The organism is Telluria sp. ZT3P26 (genome assembly GCF_059686035.1).
The window spans coordinates 35,435-53,214 of record NZ_JCASII010000007.1 but is presented as its reverse complement, the minus strand read 5'-3'; the positions used below and the strand labels follow the sequence as shown (position 1 = coordinate 53,214).

The following is a 17,780-nucleotide window of genomic DNA, read 5'->3' as shown; positions in this document are numbered from 1 at the left end:
CCTGAAGGAGCCCGCCCCATGCCCACGTCACGTTCGTTCACGCCGGCATTGCTCGGCTTGCTCCTGATCGGCGCCGCCGCGCCAGCGCTGGCCGTCGCCCCGAAGAAGACGCCGATCACGGCGGCCAGTGCCCAGGCTGCGCCAGGCGCCGACACGGTCGCGCGCTGGAAGGCAGCGGCCGAGCGGGTGACGATCCTGCGCGACAAATGGGGCATTCCGCACGTGTTCGGGCGCACCGATGCCGACACCGTGTTCGGCACGCTGTACGCGCAGGCCGAGGACGACTTCAACCGCATCGAGCTCAATTACATCAATGCGATGGGGCGCCTGGCCGAAGTCGAGGGCGAGGCCGAGATCTGGCGCGACCTGCGCATGAAGCTGTACGTCCAGCCGGCGGCCATGCAGGCGCGCTATGCCGCCAGTCCCGCCTGGTTGCAGAACCTGATGAAGTCGTTCGCCGATGGCCTCAACTACTACCTGTACACGCATCCTGAAGTTACGCCCAAGCTCTTGACCCACTTCGAGCCGTGGATGGCGCTGGCCTTCAGCGAGGGCAGCATCGGCGGCGACATCGAGTCCATTGAGCTGGCCGACCTGGCCGCGTTCTATGGCAAGGCGCCCGCTGTGGCCCAATTGAGCGCACAACGCGACGACCCGCGTGGCTTCGCCCCCGAACCGCGCGGCTCGAACGGTTTTGCCATCGCGCCGAAACTGAGCGCCAATGGCCGCGCGCTGCTGATGATCAATCCGCACACGTCGTTCTACTTCCGGCCCGAAGTGCACATGGTCAGCGAAGAAGGCCTGAATGCCTATGGCGCCGTGACCTGGGGCCAGTTCTTCATCTACCAGGGTTTCAACGACAGGCTGGGCTGGATGCACACGTCCGGTGGCGGCGACGTGATCGACGAGTACCTGGAAACGGTTGTCGACCGCAACGGGGAGTTCTTCTACAAGTACGGCAAGCACGAGGCGCCGATGCGCAAGGTGGCGATCGCGCTGCCGTACAAGATGCCCGATGGCACCATGGCCAGCCGCAGCGTCACCGCGTACTTCACGCACCACGGCCCGGTCGTGCGTGCCGAGGGCGGCAAGTGGGTGTCGGTCAAGCTGATGGATGACCCTGTCAATGCGCTGACCCAGTCGTACACCCGCACCAAGGCGCGCGACTACAACGCGTTCTACAAGGCGATGGAGTTGCGCACCAATGCGTCCAACAACACGGTGTATGCCGATGCGAAGGGCAATATTGCTTATTTCCACGGCAATTTCATCCCGAAACGCGACCCGCGCGTGGACTGGACCCGCCCGGTGGATGGCAGCAATCCCGCCAACGAATGGCAGCGGCTGCACGAGATCAACGAGACGATCACGCTGTTCAACCCGGCCAGCGGCTACATCTTCAATACCAACAACTGGCCCTGCACGGCGGCCGGCGTGAGCAGCCCCAAGTGCGCAAACTACCCGGCATACATGTGGTCGCTGCCCGAGAATGCGCGCGGCCGCAATGCTGCGCGCGTGTTCAGGGAGGCCAAGGGGCTCGACATCGACGGCCTGATCGCGGCCTCGTACGACACGCGCCTGCAGGCGTTCGAGCCGCTGGTGCCGGCCGTGATCGCCGACTACGACGCCTTGCCGCCGGACGATCCGCGCAAGGCGGCGCTGGCCGAACAGATCGACGTGCTGCGCGGCTGGAACATGCGCTACGCCATCGATTCCGTGCCCACGTCGCTGGCCGTCTACTGGGGCCAGGACCTGGTGGCGCAGCACGGCGCGCGCGCAAAGCTTGAAACGATCCCGCCGGTCGACTACATCGCCCAGCGCTTGAGCCCGGCGGACCGGCTCGACGGCTTGCTGCGCGCGTCGGACAAATTGACGGCCGATTTCGGCGACTGGCGCACCCCGTGGGGCGAGATCAACCGTTTCCAGCGTCTGTCGGGCGCCGTCGACCAGCAATACGACGACAGCAAGCCCAGCATTCCGGTGGCATTCCCGTCGGCCAACTGGGGTTCGCTGGCGTCGTTCGGCATGTCGGCCAAACAAACCACGAAGCGCATCTACGGTGACCGCGGCAACAGCTTCGTCGCCGCCGTCGAGTTCGGTCCGAAGGTGCGTGCCAAGAGCATCCTGGCCGGTGGCCAGAGCAGCGATCCCCGCTCGCCGCACTTCAACGACCAGGCCGCGATGTATGCGCGCGGCGAGTTCAAGGACGTGCTGTTCTACAAGGAAGATATCGAGCGCAATCTCGAGCGCAAATACCATCCGGGCAAGTGAAGAACCGGCGGCGATAGGCTGGCGATGCAGGTTGCCGGCACGCTATAATCGCAGCCTTCGTTGCATCGGATAGACAGGCAGGACAGGGCAGTGGCCAAACTTTATTTCAGGTACTCGGCGATGAACGCCGGCAAATCGACGGCCCTGTTGCAGGTCGCGCACAACTATGAAGAGCAGGGCCAGCAGGTCAAGCTCTACACGGCGGCGATCGACAACCGCTACGGCGTCGGCGTGATCACGTCGCGCCTGGGCGCGCAGCGCCCGGCCGAAGTCTTTCATGCGGACACCAACTTCCTCGACCAGGTCGGGAACGTGGCCTGCCTGCTGGTGGACGAGTCGCAGTTCCTGACGGCGGCCCAGGTCAGCCAGCTGCACCAGCTGGCCCAGCTGCGCGGCGTACCCGTCATCTGCTACGGCCTGCGCAGCGATTTTCGCGGCGAGCCGTTCCCCGGCTCGGCCTACCTGCTGGCGCTGGCCGACGATATCGAGGAAATCAAGAACATCTGCACCTGCGGCAAGAAGGCGACGATGAATATCCGCGTCGACGAGCAGGGGCGCCGGATCCGCGAAGGCGAGCAGGTCAGTATCGGCGGCAACGAAAGCTACCGCCAGGCGTGCGGGCGCTGCTTCTACGCACGCTGACGCGATGGCTGCCGGCTGCAGCGCCTGGCTTCCCGCCGCCGCCTGCGCTCTGGCCGCGCCGTCGCTCGACATCCTGATCTACCTGATCCCGTCGGCCGCGCTGGCGTTCCTGCTGTGGATGGCCTCGGCTGCGCACCCCGTCTTTTTCGTCTTCACCGCCGCCGGCACGCTGTGCCACGAGCTGGCGCACTTCTCGGTCGGCCTGCTTACCAATGCCGAACCGGTCGGCATGAGCGTGCTGCCGCGCCGAATCAGGCGGGCGAAGGGCAGCAAGGCGGGTGGGCACAACTGGGAGCTGGGTTCGGTCACGTTTGCCAACCTGCGCTGGTACAACGCGGCCCCGGCCGCGCTGGCGCCGCTGCTGGTGCTGTTCGTGCCGCTGGGGGTCGCATGGTGGCGTACACGGCACGGTCTGGCGTTCGAACCGGTCGACCTGGCGTTGATGGTGTTTCTGGCGCCCCAGTTCCTGTCGTTCTGGCCATCGCCCGTCGACTGGAAGCTGGCTGCCCGGTCCTGGCCCTGGGCGCCGCTGCTGGTCGTGCTGGCGCTGCTCTGGTATTACGGCGGCGCGCTGACAGCGCTTGTCAAAGGGTAAAGAAAGGGGCCAAAGCAGGCTTACGGCAACCTTAATTCACTGCATTTGCGATGGCGCAAGCGGGTCAGGCTGCCTCTTGAGCGCCGTTCTACCTGTAGAATGGACCGAAAAGCGCGGTATGGCAGGTATGCCTGGCGCCATGCCGCAACCGCAACAGGAATCCCGTTCGGAGAATCGCAGAATGAAGAAGCACGTGCTCCTCGCCGCCATGGCGTTTGCCATGTCCGCCCATGTGGTGACCGCGCAGCCCGAGAAATCCGCTGCCGTCGCAACGCCACCGGCTCCGGCCAAGCCCGCCGATTCGGCGAAGTCTGCAGCCAAGCCCGCCGGCAAATCCGCCACCCCGGCCATTCCAGCCGACATGAAGCCGATCGCCGCCCAGACCCAGGCCGCCCTGTGGGCCTCGCGCGTGCTGGGCCGCTACCACTACAGCCCCGTTCCACTCGACGACGCCATGTCGGCCAAGATCTTCGATAAATACTTCGAAGGCCTCGACAGCGAAAAGCTGTATTTCGTCCAGGCTGACCTCGACGGCTTCGGCGCCCTGCGCACGAAAATGGACGACGCCATCAACAACGAAGACCTGAGCGCGCCGTTTTCGATCTACAACATGTACCAGAAGCGCTTCGGCGAACGCATGGCGTACGCGCGTAGCCTGCTCAAGGGCAACTTCGACTTCTCGACCGAAGAAACGATGCAGCTGGACCGCGAAAAAGCATCGTGGGCCAAGAGCGAAGACGAGATCCAGGATCTGTGGCGCAAGCGCGTCAAGAACGACTGGCTGCGCCTGAAACTCGCCGGCAAGGACGATAAATCGATCCGCGAAACGCTCGACAAGCGCTACGAGAACTACGTCAACCGCATCGGCAAGCTGAACAACGAAGACGTGTTCCAGATGTTCATGAACGCGTACGCCACCGCCATTGAGCCGCACACCAATTACCTGGGCCCGCGCTCGGCCGACAACTTCGATATCGCGATGCGCCTGTCGCTCGAAGGCATCGGCTGCGTGCTGCAGTCGCGTGACGATTACACGATCATCCGCGAAGTCGTCCCTGGCAGCCCGGCCGAAAAATCCGGCAAGCTCAAGGTGGGCGACCGCATCGTCGGCGTCGCGCAGGGCAATGCGCCATTCACCGACGTGCTCGGCTGGCGCCTGGACGACGTGGTCGCGCTGGTGCGCGGCGAAAAGGGTACCACCGTCCGTCTGGACGTGATCCCGGGCGACGGCGGCGTCGACGCCAAGCACGTGAGCGTGTCGATGGTCCGCAACAAGATCAGCATGGAAGAGCAGGCTGCCAAGAAGTCGATCATCAAGGTCAAGGAAAACGGCGTCGAGCGCCGCATCGGCGTGATTGCGCTGCCGACCTTCTACCAGGACTTCGAAGGCCGTCGCAAGGGTGAAAAAGACTTCCGCAGCGCCACACGCGATGTCGAACGCATCCTGGTCGAGCTCAAGAAAGACAAAGTCGACAACGTCCTGATCGACCTGCGCAACAACGGCGGCGGTTCGCTGACCGAGGCCGTCGAACTGACGGGCCTGTTCATCGACAAGGGCCCGGTCGTCATGCAACGCACGGCCGAAGGCCGCGTTGAAGTCGAAAGCGACGTCAAGGCCGGCCTGGCGTGGGATGGCCCGATGGGCGTGCTGATCAACCGTGGCTCGGCCTCGGCGTCCGAGATTTTCGCGGCGGCGATCCAGGATTACGGCCGCGGTCTGGTCATCGGTGAGCCAAGCTTCGGCAAGGGCACGGTCCAGACGCTGATCGACCTCGACCGCTTCGCACCCGGTGAAAAAGCCCGTTACGGCGAGCTGAAGATGACGATCGCCCAGTTCTTCCGCATCAATGGCGGCACCACGCAGTTGCGCGGCGTGACGCCGGATATCAAGCTGCCGGTCATGACCGATCTCGACAGCTTTGGTGAATCGTCGTACGACAACGCACTGCCATGGGTGGCGATCAAGCCGGCCACCTATATGCCGGCGGGCGACCTGAAAGAACTGGTGGCGCCGCTGCAGCAACGCCACGAAGCGCGCATCGCCAAGGACAAGGATTTCCAGTTCCTGCAGGAAGACATCGCCGAAGTGCTCAAGCTGCGCAAGGAAAACGTGATCTCGCTGAACGAAGCCGTGCGCCGCAAGGAGCGCGACACGCAGGATGCCCGTTCGAAGCTGCGTGAAGCCCGCCTGGGCGGCACGTCGGTAACGCCGGACGAGCCTGCCAGCGGTCCGGGCAGCAAGGAAAAGCGCGCCGAAACGCCCGATCCGACCAAGGCCAAGAAGTCGGTGGTGGCCGTGCGTGGTGCCCCGCGCCAGGATGACGGCCTGCAGGCAGACGAGCGCAATCTGCAGTCCGAGCTGGCGGCAGAGAAGGCGGCCAAGGATGCCAAGGACGTCATGCTGCAGGAAGCAGCCAATATCCTGGCGGACGAGGTAGGGATGCTGAAGACGGACGTGCGGATGGCATCGCGCGTCATGCCCTACATGGCGGTTGTTCCCACGGCTGGCGGTACCGTCAGCGCAACTGCCAAATAGGTGTCATGTTTGCGGGCGGTCGAGTCCGCCCTTGATGATCAAGGCTGCATCCTTCGGGATGCAGCCTTTTTTGTTTGCATCTTACTTGCCATGGGTAATCGTGACAAAATTACACGACAATTGTCATGAATGTATCAACGTTGCTTTTTGGATGGTGATTGAATAAACATCAAATAATCCCTGAAAATATAAAAATTGTTCTATGAGGATGGCATTCTAGAGAAATGAATTACTCATTTATGCCCAGGAGATGGCATGCACAGTTTAATTGCAACTATTAGTCAGCTTTCCTCAACGCATGCTAGGATGGCTTCGTGCTTGCAAAAATAATAAATTTTTAATTTCCTAGGAGTTACTTTCATGTCAATTCGCCACCTTGTTGTTGCTTCGCTTCTGATCTCCGCCGGGGTAGCCCAGGCTGATGTCGTCTCTTCTGCCCCGCAGGCTGCGTTCCAGAGCGGCTGGACTACGGCTAACGGTTCCAGCGTGATCGGCTCCGGCGTGCTGGGTAGCGGTGTCAGCCTGGTTGGCGGCATTGCACATAATGCAAACTCGGACATGACATCGGCACTGGTCGGCAAGGCCAGCGCAAGCCTGTCGCAGTCCGATGCCCAGAAACTGTTCGTCCAGCAAGGTATCGACGCCAGTTACGTGCTCAGCGCCGGCAACGGCCTGCTGGCAGCACGCTTCGGCAATTCGGCAGCAGTGATCAACGACGGCGACGGCGTCAAGATCGTGCAAGGGCAGACGGGCCAGAGCGGTAGCGGCGCGACGTCGCCTGCAGCCGGCGGCTCGGCCGGCGGTGGTGCAGCAGTCGGTGGCGGCGGTGCGCCGGCTGCCGGCGGTAGCGGCAGTGTCGACGTCAGCCTGCCGCCTGTTACGGGCGATACGGGCGGTGGCAACGCGACCCAGCCAGGCACCGATCCGGTTGCAGCAGTGCCTGGCGATCCGAGCCTGATCCTGCCGAACGACATCAATGAAGTGCCTGAGCCAGGCACCATCGCACTGATGCTCGCTGGCCTGGCCGGCGTCGGCATGATCGGTCGCCGCCGCAAGGCTGGCTAAGCCGTCCTCACCGGCGGTGCAGAGCGGCCCGCGGGCCGCTCGCGAACACATGGCGCCAGCCTGGTCTGGCGCCATCTGCATTTGCAGGGCCAACGCTGGCCCTTGTTTGTCAGTCTGAAATCCCGCGAATCGCCATCCCGCTATCGTTTTGCTAACGATCGGCGATGACACTGACGCCAAAAGCCGACACATTTTGATTCCGTGAGTCAATTTTTATTCTTTCTGGCATAGAATCTACGCTGCAAGAATTTGACCAAGGAACGGTATGGCAAGGCCAGAGAAAGTGCGTCTCGGCGAAGTGTTGATGCAACAAAAGTTGTTGAGTGAAGAGCAACTTCAACAGGCGCTGGCGGACCAGAAGCGCACCGGCCGCAAGCTGGGGCGGGTCTTCGTCGAGAGCGGCTTCGTCACCGAAGACCAGATTTCGGGCGCACTGGCGCGCCAGCTCGACATCCCCTACATCAACCTCAAGTTCTACAACATCAATGCCGACCTGGTTCGCCTGTTGCCCGAGACGGCTGCGCGCCGTTTCCGCGCACTGGTGCTGGAGGACCGGGGCGACGCGATGCTGGTGGGCGTGTCCGATCCGACCGACCTGTTTGCCTATGACGAAATTGCGCGCCTGATCAAGAAGGGCGTCGAACTGGCCGTGGTCAACGAGACCGAAGTGCTGGGCGCGATCGACCGCATCTACCGCCGCACCGGCGAGATCACGGGCCTGGCGCGCGAGGTCGAGGCCGACCTGGGCGACGTGTCCATCGACTTCGGCGCGCTGGCGGCCAACCCGGGTCTCGAAGAAGCGCCGATCGTCAAGCTGCTGCAATCGGTGTTCGATGACGCGGCCCAGGTGCGCGCATCGGACATTCACATCGAGCCGCAGGACGGGCGCCTGCAGATCCGCTTCCGTATCGACGGCGTGCTGCACCTGCAGACCGAGGCCGACCTGAAAGTGGCCACACCGCTGGCGCTGCGCCTCAAGCTGATGGCCGACCTGGACATTTCCGAGAAGCGCTTGCCGCAGGACGGACGCTTTGCCGTCAAGGTGCGCAACCAGCGCATCGACGTGCGTATCTCGACGATGCCGACGCAGTACGGCGAATCGGTCGTCATGCGTCTGTTGAACCAGGGTGGCACCAATCTGCGCCTGGACGCCATTGGCATGCCGGCCCGCCTGGTCGAGCGCTTCCGCGCGATTGTCGCGCGCCCGAACGGGCTGGTGCTGGTCACCGGGCCGACGGGTAGCGGCAAGACGACGACGCTCTACAGCGCGCTGGCCGAGCTCAATTCGGTCGAGAAAAAGCTGATCACGGTGGAAGACCCGGTCGAGTACCGCCTCTCAGGCATCAACCAGGTGCAGGTCAACGACAAGATCGAGCTGTCCTTCGCGCGCGTGCTGCGCTCGGCGCTGCGGCAAGACCCGGACATCGTGCTGGTGGGCGAGATGCGCGACCAGGAAACCGCGCAGATCGGCCTGCGCGCCGCCATGACCGGTCACCTGGTGCTCTCGACGCTGCACACGAACGATGCCGCCAGCACGCCACTGCGCCTGATGGACATGGGTGTGCCGCGCTACATGGTCGGCGGCTCGCTGCAGGCCGTGCTGGCCCAGCGTCTGGTGCGCGTCATCTGCGAGAGCTGCACGGTCGACTACCAGCCGGTGGCGAACGAAGTCGAATGGCTGCGCTCGGAGCTGAAGGAACTGGCGGCAACCACGCGCTTCTTCCACGGCAAGGGCTGCTCGCACTGCAACGGCACCGGTTACCGGGGCCGCACGGGCGTCTACGAATTGCTGGAAATGACGCGCGCCGTGACCGAGGCTGTCAACCATCCGGACCCCGGCCACTTCCTGAAAGTGGCGCAGGCCGAGATGCGCGGCGACACGCTGCGGCGCCATGCGGTGAGCCTGGCCGTGCAGGGGCGCTCGACGATCTCCGAGGCGATGCGGGTCAGTAACCAGTTCGACGATTGAGGCGAGGGCCGATAAACGATGCCATTTTTCGCCTATAAAGGCCGCGACGGGCGCGGCGAGTTGCTGCAGGGCGTGCTCGAAGGCGCCGACAGCGGCGCCGTCGCCGACCAGCTGTTTGGCAGCGGCGTGACGCCGCTCGAGATCAGCGTGACCAAGCGGCGCGCCACCAGCGGCGGCAACGGCAGCAGCGTCGGCTGGCGCGAGCGTCTGTTCGAGAAAAAGGTCACGTCGATGGACGTGCAGCTGTTCAGCCGCCAGATCTACACGCTGCTGAAATCCGGCGTGCCGATCATGCGCGGGCTGGCCGGGCTGCAGGAGTCGGCCATCAGCACGTCGTTCGCGCGCATCATCAAGGATCTGCGCGAGTCGCTCGACGCCGGGCGCGAGCTGTCCATCGCAATGGGCCGGCACCCGGCCGTGTTCACGCCGTTCTACCTGTCCATGGTCAAGGTCGGTGAAATGACGGGGCGCCTGGAAGAAGTGTTCCTGCGGCTGTTCGACCACCTCGAGTTCGATCGCGACATGCGTGACCGTGTCAAGACGGCGATGCGGTATCCGACCTTTGTCGTCATTGCAATGGTGCTGGCGATGGTCGTCGTCAACGTATTCGTCATTCCCAAATTCGCGGCGGTGTTCAAATCGTTTGGCGCCGAGCTGCCACTGATGACGCGCATCCTGCTGGCGACCTCGGAATTCACGGTGGCCTGGTGGCCGACACTGCTTGGCGCAGCGGTCGCCGCGTGGTTCGGCTTTCGCACCTGGTCGCGCTCGCCGACAGGGCGCCTGACCTGGGACCGCTATAAATTGCGGCTGCCAATTGCAGGCAAAATCATCCACAAGGCAACCATGGCCCGCTTCGCGCGCAGCTTCGCGCTGTCGATGCGCAGCGGCGTGCCGATCGTGCAGGCGCTGACCGTCGTGTCGCAGACGGCCGACAACGCGTATCTCAGTTCGCGCATCGAGCAGATGCGCGACGGCGTCGAGCGCGGTGAAAGCATCCTGCGCACCTCGACTGCCGCCAATGTGTTCACGCCAATCGTGCTGCAAATGGTCGCGGTGGGCGAAGAGACCGGGTCGCTCGACGATCTGATGGACGAAATCGCGCAGATGTACGAGCGCGAGGTTGATTACGAGCTCAAAACACTGTCGAGCCAGATCGAGCCCATTCTGATTTCGTTTTTGGGGGCGATGGTCCTGGTGCTCGCGCTGGGTATCTTCCTGCCAATCTGGGACCTGGGAAATGCCGCTTTGCATAAGCAGTAATCCGCAAAAATGGACGACTGGTTATCGCCTGGATTTGATTGTGTTGTAGGTATGCAGCAAAGCATTATTTATTTGAATTAGTTTAGAAGATTTGCTGCGTGGACATAGAAAAGTCATGGGATCACGGTAGAATTGTTCCTGATGTTTCCATGCGCCAACAATGGTGTGGGGAATTAAAAGATCAGAATCAGCAGACGCGCCATGACGGTGCAAGCGGCTCAGCGTGAGCACCGGGCGATCGAACGTCCACACAATATCTTCGGAGAGAATCGATGAACAAAGGTTTCAACAAGGCAGGTCAAGCAGGTTTCACACTGATCGAACTGATCGTCGTGATCGTCATCCTCGGCATCCTGGCTGCCACTGCCTTGCCGAAATTTACCGGCCTCAGCGGTGACGCACGCAAGGCGTCGCTCCAGGCAGCCCGTGGCGCACTGAGCGCATCGTCGGCGATGCTGCATGGCCGGGCGCTGGTCGCGCCGACCGAAAACGCTTTCATTGTTGAAGGCAATATCTCGGTGGGCATGACCAATGGCTACCCGACCGCCACTACCGCATTTGCAAACGCAGCCGGCCTGAACGATGACTATAAAGCCACGGCGACAAACGGCGTGTTGAAGATTGAGCCAAAGAATATTCCAGCCAGCATGACCAATTGCTACATCACTTACACGCAAGCAGCTTCGGCTGGTGCCTCGCCAACCTTCGCAACGCCAGAAGGCATGACCTGCGAATAAGCGTTCTCACACGTATCACCAAGCGTTGAATACGAGAATGGCGCTGCGCAAGCAGCGCCTTTTCTTTTTTCGGCGCATCTGCGCCACAGTACAGAAGCTTCTTTGCCGGTACTGCGACATTTTATGATTCTCGGCGGCACTCTTGTCTATAATCAAGACTTCTGTCGGTATCGACTTACACTGCGATCAACACTGGCTGTTTGCATGCGTCTGTTTAAAAGAGCGAAGAAAAAAGATGGCTGGCTTGCTGTCGCCATTGCGCGCGATGGCGTAGCGATCACGAGCATCAAGCGTGTACCCGACGCCAAGCCACTCGTGCATTTCGCGCAATTCTTGCCGGGTAATTCTGGTGTCGAGATGATCGAAAAAGCGGGCCGTGAAGGCCAGGCGGCCGTCCGTCACTGCACCACGCTGCTAAGCGGCGGCGACTACCAGATCCTCAACGTCGAAGCCCCGAACGTGCCGCGCGAAGAAATGAAAACGGCGGTGCGCTGGCGCCTCAAAGACATTCTCGACTTTCCGGCCGCCGAAGCGACCATCGACGTGCTCGACATCGCGCTGGACGCCAACTCGCGCGCCCAGCAATCGGTGTTTGTCGTCGCGGCAAAGAACAGCATCATTGCGCCGCGTCAGAAGCTCTTTCTCGATGCAAAAGTCGAACTGACCGCGATCGATATCCCGGAAATGGCCCAGCGCAATGTGTCGGCCATGCTCGAGCCGGAAGGTCGTGGCATCGCCATGCTGTCGTTCGGCGACGACGGCGGCCTGTTGACGGTGTCTTACCGGGGCGAGCTGTACCTGTCGCGCCGCTTCGATGTCACGCTGACGCAACTGCTCGAACCAGACCACGACCGCAAGTACGCCAGTTTCGACAAGATCACGCTCGAACTGCAACGTTCGCTCGACCATTTCGAGCGCCAGTATTCGTTCATCAGCGTCGCCAAGCTGATCCTTGGTCCATCGTCCGTGACGGGGCTCGAGGAGTACCTGTCGAGCAACCTCTACACGCCCGTCGAAACGCTGAACCTGGCGACGCTGTTCGACCTGTCGCGCACGCCCGATCTGGCCGATCCGGTGCAGCAGCAGCGCTTCTTCCTGGCCATTGGCGCCGCGCTGCGTGACGGGGAGGGCGCATGAGCCAGCAAATCAATCTGTTCAATCCGGCGTTTCAGCCGCAAAAGCACGTGCTGTCGGCGGCGCAACTGGCACTGGCTGCCGGGGTGCTCGTCGCCGGCATCGCCGGCCTGGCGCTGCTGGGCAGCCTGCGGACGGCGGAACTGCAGCAGCAGGCCAATGCCGGGGCCGTGCAGCTCGACGCGCGGCAGGCGCGCCTGGCGGCGGTCAACACCGAATTCGTGCCGCGCGCAAAGGATGTCACGATGGACGGACAACTGGTCGACACCGACCGCAAGCTGGCCGCGATGCGCCATATGTCGGGCGCGCTCGCACGGGGCGAACTGGGTGACACGAACGGCTTTGCCGGCTACTTCAAGGCGCTCGCGCGCCAGAGCATGCAGGGCTTGTGGCTGACCGGCGTCACGGTCGATGCGGGCGGCGCGCAGATCGGCATTCGCGGCCGCGCTCTCGATCCGGCGATGGTGCCGGGCTACCTCAATCGCCTGACGAACGAACCGCTGATGCAGGGCAAGTCGTTTGCCAGCCTGCAGATTGGCGAAGCAGCGCCGCTACCGCTGCCGGCGGGCGTGCCCGGCGCCGACGGTCAGGTACCAACCCGCGCTGCGCCGTACGTTGAATTCAGCCTGCAGTCGGTCGCCGCGGAGCCGCAGCCATGAGCGCACCGATCAGGCAGCGCGTGCTGCAACTGGCAGCGCGCATGGATGCGCTGTCGCTGCGCGAACGCGGCATGGTGTTCGGCGCCACCGTCGCGGTGCTGTCGTTTGCCGGCCATACCTTCGTGCTGGCGCCGCAGGACGCGAAGCAGGCAGCGCTGCGCTCGCAGATCGACCAGCAGCAGGCCGCGAGCGCCGCTATCGATGGCGAGATCACGGCGCGCGTGGAAGGCTCGCGGATCGATCCGGACGCCCAGTCACGGGCGCGCCTGAATACGATGCAGCAAGAGATGGGGCAGCTGGGCAGCCAGTTGCTGGCGCTCGAACACGGCCTGGTGCCGCCCGAACGCATGGGACCACTGGTCGACGGCATCCTGCGCGCCAATGGCCGCCTCAAGCTCGTCTCGATGCGCACGCTCCCCGCCGAGCCGCTGGCCGCGCCGGGCACCGCGCCGGCAGCGGCGGCCGCACCAGCTGCGAATGCAGGCGCTGCACCCGCAGCCGCCAGCGACGTCCCGTTGCTGTACCGGCACGGCGTCGAAGTCACGGTGCGCGGCAATTACCTCGACATGGTCGACTACATGAGCGCGCTGGACGCGATGCCGACCCGGATGTTCTGGGGCCGCGCCCGGCTCGACGTGGAAACCTATCCGGGCGCGCGCCTGACGCTCACGCTGCATACGCTCAGCCTGGACCGACAATGGATGAAGCTGTGAAATACCTGACCAGAACCCTGCTGGCCGGCCTCGCGCTGTGCGCGCTGGCTGCCAGCGCGCAGCCGTTGCAGGACCCGACCCGCCCACCCGCCGGCATGGACCGGATCGCGCTCGATCCGGCCGTGCAGGCCAACGTCCCGCGCCTGCAGTCGGTGCTGATTGCACCGCATGCGGGCGGGCGCCACGTGGCCGTCATCGACGGCGAGACCCTGCGCCTGGGCGAGCGTTACAAGGGCGCACGGATCACCAGTATCAAGCCCGGCGAGGTGGTCCTCGTGCGTGGCAACGAGCGCCAGGTGCTGCGCATGGATGCACCGCTGTCCGGCATGACGCCGGTTGCCCGCTAACCGATGAAGTACGTACCCACCATGACACCCAAGTTTGTAAAGGCGCCGCGCGCGCTGGCCGTGGCGCTTGCCGTCACCGTGCTCCTCGGCGGCTGCCAGAGTGCGCCGCAGAACGCCACCTATGACGCGATCACGAAAGAGCTGACGAAAGCCAGCACCCAGCAGGGCGCACGCCCCGCCGTGGACGATGCGGTGGCCAACGCGCTGCTGCCGCCGGCAGCGACGCTGGCCAGCCAGCTGCCCAAAGCCAGGCCAGCGTTGGAGGAACGCTTCAACGTCGCCTTCAACAACGTGCCGGCGCAGCAGTTCTTCCGCTCGATCGTGGCCGGCACCCGCTACAACATGCTGGTGCACCCGGACGTGACGGGCAATATCAGCGCCAACCTGAAGGACGTGACGCTGGTCGAAACGCTGGAAGCGGTGCGCGACATGTACGGCTACGACTACAAGATCGACGGCGCCCGCATCGCGATCCGCCCGCTGACGATGCAGACCCGAATGTTCCATGTGAATTACCTGACGGCGCAGCGCAGCGGCAGTTCCAACCTGCGCGTGTCGTCGACGTCGGTGGCCGACGCCGGCAATGGCAATAACAATAACAACAATAACAACGGCGGCGGCAACAACGGCGGCCAGAACAATGGCAACCAGAACGGCAACAACGGCAACAACAATAACAACAACAACAGCAGCAACGGCCAGACCCAGACCAACAGCACCGATGTGCGCACGCGCTCGGATAACGATTTCTGGGGCGACCTGAAACTGTCGATCGCCGCCATCGTCGGCTCGACCGAAGGCGGGCGCAGTGTCGTCGTCAGCCCGCAATCGGGCGTGCTCGTGATCCGCGCAATGCCGGATGAATTGCGCAACGTCGACGCCTACCTGAAGGCCACCCAGTTGTCGGTCGACCGCCAGGTGATCCTGGAAGCGAAGATCCTCGAAGTGGAACTGAACGACAGTTTCCAGAGCGGCATCAACTGGGCCTCGTTCGCCTCGTTCCGTGGCTCGCACCCGAACCGCGTCTCGGGCGGCCTGATTTCGCCCGGCGCCAATCTCGCCCCACTGCCGTACACGGGTGGCCAGCCGGCCGTCATCAACAGTGGCCAGGGTCTCGCGGCCAGCACCGGCTTCTCGCTGTCGAATGCTGCCACGGCCACCGGTTCGCTGTTCGGCTTTGCATTCCAGACGAATAATTTTGCGGCGCTGATCACGTTCCTCGAATCGCAGGGCAGCGTGCATGTGCTGTCAAGTCCTCGCATCGCCGCGGTCAATAACCAGAAGGCCGTGCTCAAGATCGGTACCGACGAATTCTTCGTCACCGGCGTGACCAACAACATCACGACCGGCGACAACGGCAGCATCGTCAGCCCGAGCGTGACGGTGCAGCCGTTCTTCTCCGGCGTCGTGCTCGACGTGACGCCGCAGATCGACGCCAGCGGCAACATCCTGCTGCACGTGCACCCGTCGGTGAGCCAGGTCACGACCGTCAACAAGGATGTCGACCTGGGCTCGGGCGGCACGCTGCGCCTGCCGCTGGCGGCATCGAGCACGTCGGAACTCGACAGCATCGTGCGCGGCCGCAACGGACAGGTGGTCGCCATCGGCGGCTTGATGCGCCAGGCGTCCACCGGCGACACCGACCAGTTGCCGGGCGCCGACAAGATCCCGCTCCTGGGCAACCTGTTCCGCAACAAGAACCGGACCAACCAGAAGCGCGAGCTGGTCGTGCTGATCAAGCCGACCATCGTCGAAGGCGCCAGTGACTGGAGCGAAGACATGATGGACGCGAGCCGCCGCATCGAGCAGCTCGATCCCCGCCGCCGTGCGCCTGGCCTGGGCGTCGACTGATGTACGCGGCACATTTTGGCCTGCGTGAGCTGCCGTTCGGGATCACGCCGGACACCAGTTTCTTCTTCGGCAGCCCGCGCTCGCAGGAAGCGCTCAACACGCTGCTGGTGGCGGCGCGCAGCGGCGAAGGCTTCATCAAGATCACGGGCGAAGTCGGCACCGGCAAGACGCTGTTGTGCCGCAAGTTCATGGCGACCCTCGGTGAAGGCTTCGTCACCGCCTATATTCCGAACCCGTATCTGGAACCGCGCACCTTGATGCTGGCGCTGGCCGACGAACTGGAGATCGTGCTCGAACGCGACGTCGACCAGCATCAGCTGCTCAAGGCGATCAACCTGCGCCTGCTGCAACTGGCCGCGCAGGATCTGCGCGTGGTGCTGTGCCTGGATGAAGCGCAGGCGATTCCCGTCGACAGCCTGGAAGCCCTGCGGCTGCTGACCAACCTCGAAACGGAAAAACGCAAGCTGCTGCAGATCGTCCTGTTCGGCCAGCCTGAACTCAATCGCAAGCTGCAGCTCGATTCGATCCGTCAGCTGGCCCAGCGCATCACGTTCCATTACCATCTGGGGCCGTTGAATCGCGACGACATCGATTTCTATGTGGCGCACCGGCTGCGCGTGGCCGGCTTCACCGGCGCGCGCCTGTTTTCCAGCGCCGCGATCCGCAGCCTGTACAAGGCCAGTGGCGGCGTGCCGCGCCTGGTCAACATCATGGCGCACAAGGCGATGATGCTCAGTTACGGCCAGGGCAAGCAGCAGGTCGCGGGCGGGCATGTGGCGATTGCTGCGCGTGACACGGTGGGCGTCGGACGCGCGATCCGCCAGTGGCTGACGGGCGGCGCGATCGTCATGGGCGCCCTTGGCGTGTTTGCCTGGATGGTGGCGCCATGAGCCTGATTAACACGATGCTCAAGGATCTCGATGCGCGCGCCGGCCAGCCCGGCGCGGCGCCGCTGCCCGCCGACGTGCGGCCGGTGACGGCACCGGAGCGCCGCGGACCGGTGCTGCGCGCGGCGCTGGTCGGTGGCGCGCTACTGGCAGTCGGCGCCGGTGTGGTTGGCTGGAAGACGATGCAGATGGCGCCAACGCCAGCGCCAATGCCGGCACCCGCCGTGCTGGCAGCTGCGCCAGTGGTGGCACGCACGGCCGTCGTGGTCGACCTGCCGGCAGCGGCACCGGTCCAGGTGGTCGATGTGGCGCCAGCCGCGCCGGTTGCAGCACCGATGCCGGCGCCGGAACCGGAACCGGAACCGGAGCCAGCACCGGCACCGCCAGCCAGGCCAGTTGCGCCGGTCAGCAAGCCGCCGGTCGCCAAGCCCGCACCGCGCACGTTGTCCGTGGCGAAGACGGTACCGCCTGCACCTGCTGCCGGCCGCACCGCCACGTCGTCGCAACGTGCCGAAAACGCCTACCGGCGTGCGCTTGGCGTGCTGGAAGACGGCCGCGTGACGGAAGCCATCGCCACGTTGCAGGCGGGCCTGCAGATCGATCCGCGCCACGAAGCGGCACGCCAGACGCTGGTGGGTCTGCTGATCGAAGCGGGCCGCCCTGACGACGCGATGCGCCAGTTGCAGGCGGCGCTCGCGATCGACGCGCGCCAGCCGGCGCTGGCGATGCTGCTGGCACGCCTGCAGCTCGAACGTGGCGGGCCGGCCATCGAGACCCTGACGCGCACCTTGCCCTATGCAGTGGGCAACGGCGAGTACCACGCTTTCCTGGCCGGCGTGCTGCAGCGCGAAGGCCGCGCGCATGAAGCGGCCGAGCATTACCAGGCTGCGCTCAGGCGTTCGCCCGGCAATGGCGTCTGGTGGATGGGCCTGGGCATTGCGCTGCAGGCCGACAAGCGCGATGCCGAGGCGCTTGCCGCGTTCGCGCGGGCGCAGGCCAGCGGGACGCTGTCGCCCGAACTGCAGGCCTTCGTCGAACGCCGGCTGGGCCAACTCGGTCGTTGAGGCCGCCGCCGGGGAGGGCGGGCATGGTAAAGTGTCATGCCTGCGCG

General features: G+C 64.0%; 15 protein-coding genes. All 15 read left to right on the top strand.

Going from position 1 to position 17,780, the window contains the following annotated elements; all coding sequences use genetic code 11:
• Nucleotides 1–18 precede the first annotated feature (18 nt).
• Nucleotides 19–2,271 carry a penicillin acylase family protein gene (locus AC56LN_RS20435; protein ID WP_499574443.1) on the top strand — a complete coding sequence of 751 codons (2,253 nt, stop codon included), beginning with the start codon at nucleotides 19–21 and terminating at the stop codon, nucleotides 2,269–2,271.
• Nucleotides 2,272–2,361: 90 nt separating this feature from the next.
• Nucleotides 2,362–2,913, top strand: a complete 552-nt coding sequence (locus tag AC56LN_RS20430; RefSeq protein ID WP_499574442.1) for a thymidine kinase — start codon at nucleotides 2,362–2,364, stop codon at nucleotides 2,911–2,913.
• A gap of 4 nt (nucleotides 2,914–2,917) precedes the next feature.
• Complete coding sequence (locus tag AC56LN_RS20425; protein WP_499574441.1) at nucleotides 2,918–3,508, top strand: hypothetical protein; 591 nt, start codon at nucleotides 2,918–2,920, stop codon at nucleotides 3,506–3,508.
• Between the two features lie 181 nt (nucleotides 3,509–3,689).
• Nucleotides 3,690–6,044: a carboxy terminal-processing peptidase gene (locus AC56LN_RS20420; protein ID WP_499574440.1), complete on the top strand. Its 2,355-nt coding sequence runs from the start codon at nucleotides 3,690–3,692 to the stop codon at nucleotides 6,042–6,044.
• A gap of 360 nt (nucleotides 6,045–6,404) precedes the next feature.
• Nucleotides 6,405–7,109: a PEP-CTERM sorting domain-containing protein gene (locus AC56LN_RS20415; protein WP_499574439.1), complete on the top strand. Its 705-nt coding sequence runs from the start codon at nucleotides 6,405–6,407 to the stop codon at nucleotides 7,107–7,109.
• Nucleotides 7,110–7,374: 265 nt separating this feature from the next.
• Entirely contained in the window at nucleotides 7,375–9,078 is a 1,704-nt protein-coding gene (locus AC56LN_RS20410) for a GspE/PulE family protein (RefSeq protein ID WP_499574438.1), read from the top strand.
• An 18-nt stretch (nucleotides 9,079–9,096) separates the two neighbouring features.
• Nucleotides 9,097–10,341, top strand: a complete 1,245-nt coding sequence (locus tag AC56LN_RS20405; RefSeq protein WP_499574437.1) for a type II secretion system F family protein — start codon at nucleotides 9,097–9,099, stop codon at nucleotides 10,339–10,341.
• Nucleotides 10,342–10,613: 272 nt separating this feature from the next.
• Nucleotides 10,614–11,078 (top strand): type II secretion system protein, encoded by a 465-nt coding sequence (locus tag AC56LN_RS20400; RefSeq protein WP_499574436.1) that lies wholly within the window; start codon nucleotides 10,614–10,616, stop codon nucleotides 11,076–11,078.
• A gap of 204 nt (nucleotides 11,079–11,282) precedes the next feature.
• Nucleotides 11,283–12,215, top strand: coding sequence for an agglutinin biogenesis protein MshI (locus AC56LN_RS20395; RefSeq protein WP_499574435.1), 933 nt, complete (start codon nucleotides 11,283–11,285; stop codon nucleotides 12,213–12,215).
• Nucleotides 12,212–12,871 (top strand): PilN domain-containing protein, encoded by a 660-nt coding sequence (locus tag AC56LN_RS20390; protein ID WP_499574434.1) that lies wholly within the window; start codon nucleotides 12,212–12,214, stop codon nucleotides 12,869–12,871. The genes AC56LN_RS20395 and AC56LN_RS20390 overlap by 4 nt, the downstream gene beginning before the upstream one ends.
• On the top strand, nucleotides 12,868–13,584 hold the full coding sequence (locus AC56LN_RS20385) for a hypothetical protein (RefSeq protein ID WP_499574433.1): 717 nt from the start codon (nucleotides 12,868–12,870) through the stop codon (nucleotides 13,582–13,584). The genes AC56LN_RS20390 and AC56LN_RS20385 overlap by 4 nt, the downstream gene beginning before the upstream one ends.
• A complete protein-coding gene (locus AC56LN_RS20380) occupies nucleotides 13,569–13,931 on the top strand; it encodes a hypothetical protein (protein ID WP_499574432.1) in 363 nt (120 codons plus the stop codon). Before AC56LN_RS20385 ends, AC56LN_RS20380 begins: the two co-directional genes overlap by 16 nt.
• A 21-nt stretch (nucleotides 13,932–13,952) precedes the next feature.
• Complete coding sequence (gene mshL, locus AC56LN_RS20375; RefSeq protein WP_499574431.1) at nucleotides 13,953–15,782, top strand: pilus (MSHA type) biogenesis protein MshL; 1,830 nt, start codon at nucleotides 13,953–13,955, stop codon at nucleotides 15,780–15,782.
• A complete protein-coding gene (locus AC56LN_RS20370) occupies nucleotides 15,782–16,672 on the top strand; it encodes an ExeA family protein (protein ID WP_499574430.1) in 891 nt (296 codons plus the stop codon). Before mshL ends, AC56LN_RS20370 begins: the two co-directional genes overlap by 1 nt.
• A complete protein-coding gene (locus AC56LN_RS20365; protein WP_499574429.1) occupies nucleotides 16,669–17,733 on the top strand; it encodes a tetratricopeptide repeat protein in 1,065 nt (354 codons plus the stop codon). The genes AC56LN_RS20370 and AC56LN_RS20365 overlap by 4 nt, the downstream gene beginning before the upstream one ends.
• The last annotated feature ends 47 nt before the right edge of the window (nucleotides 17,734–17,780 follow it).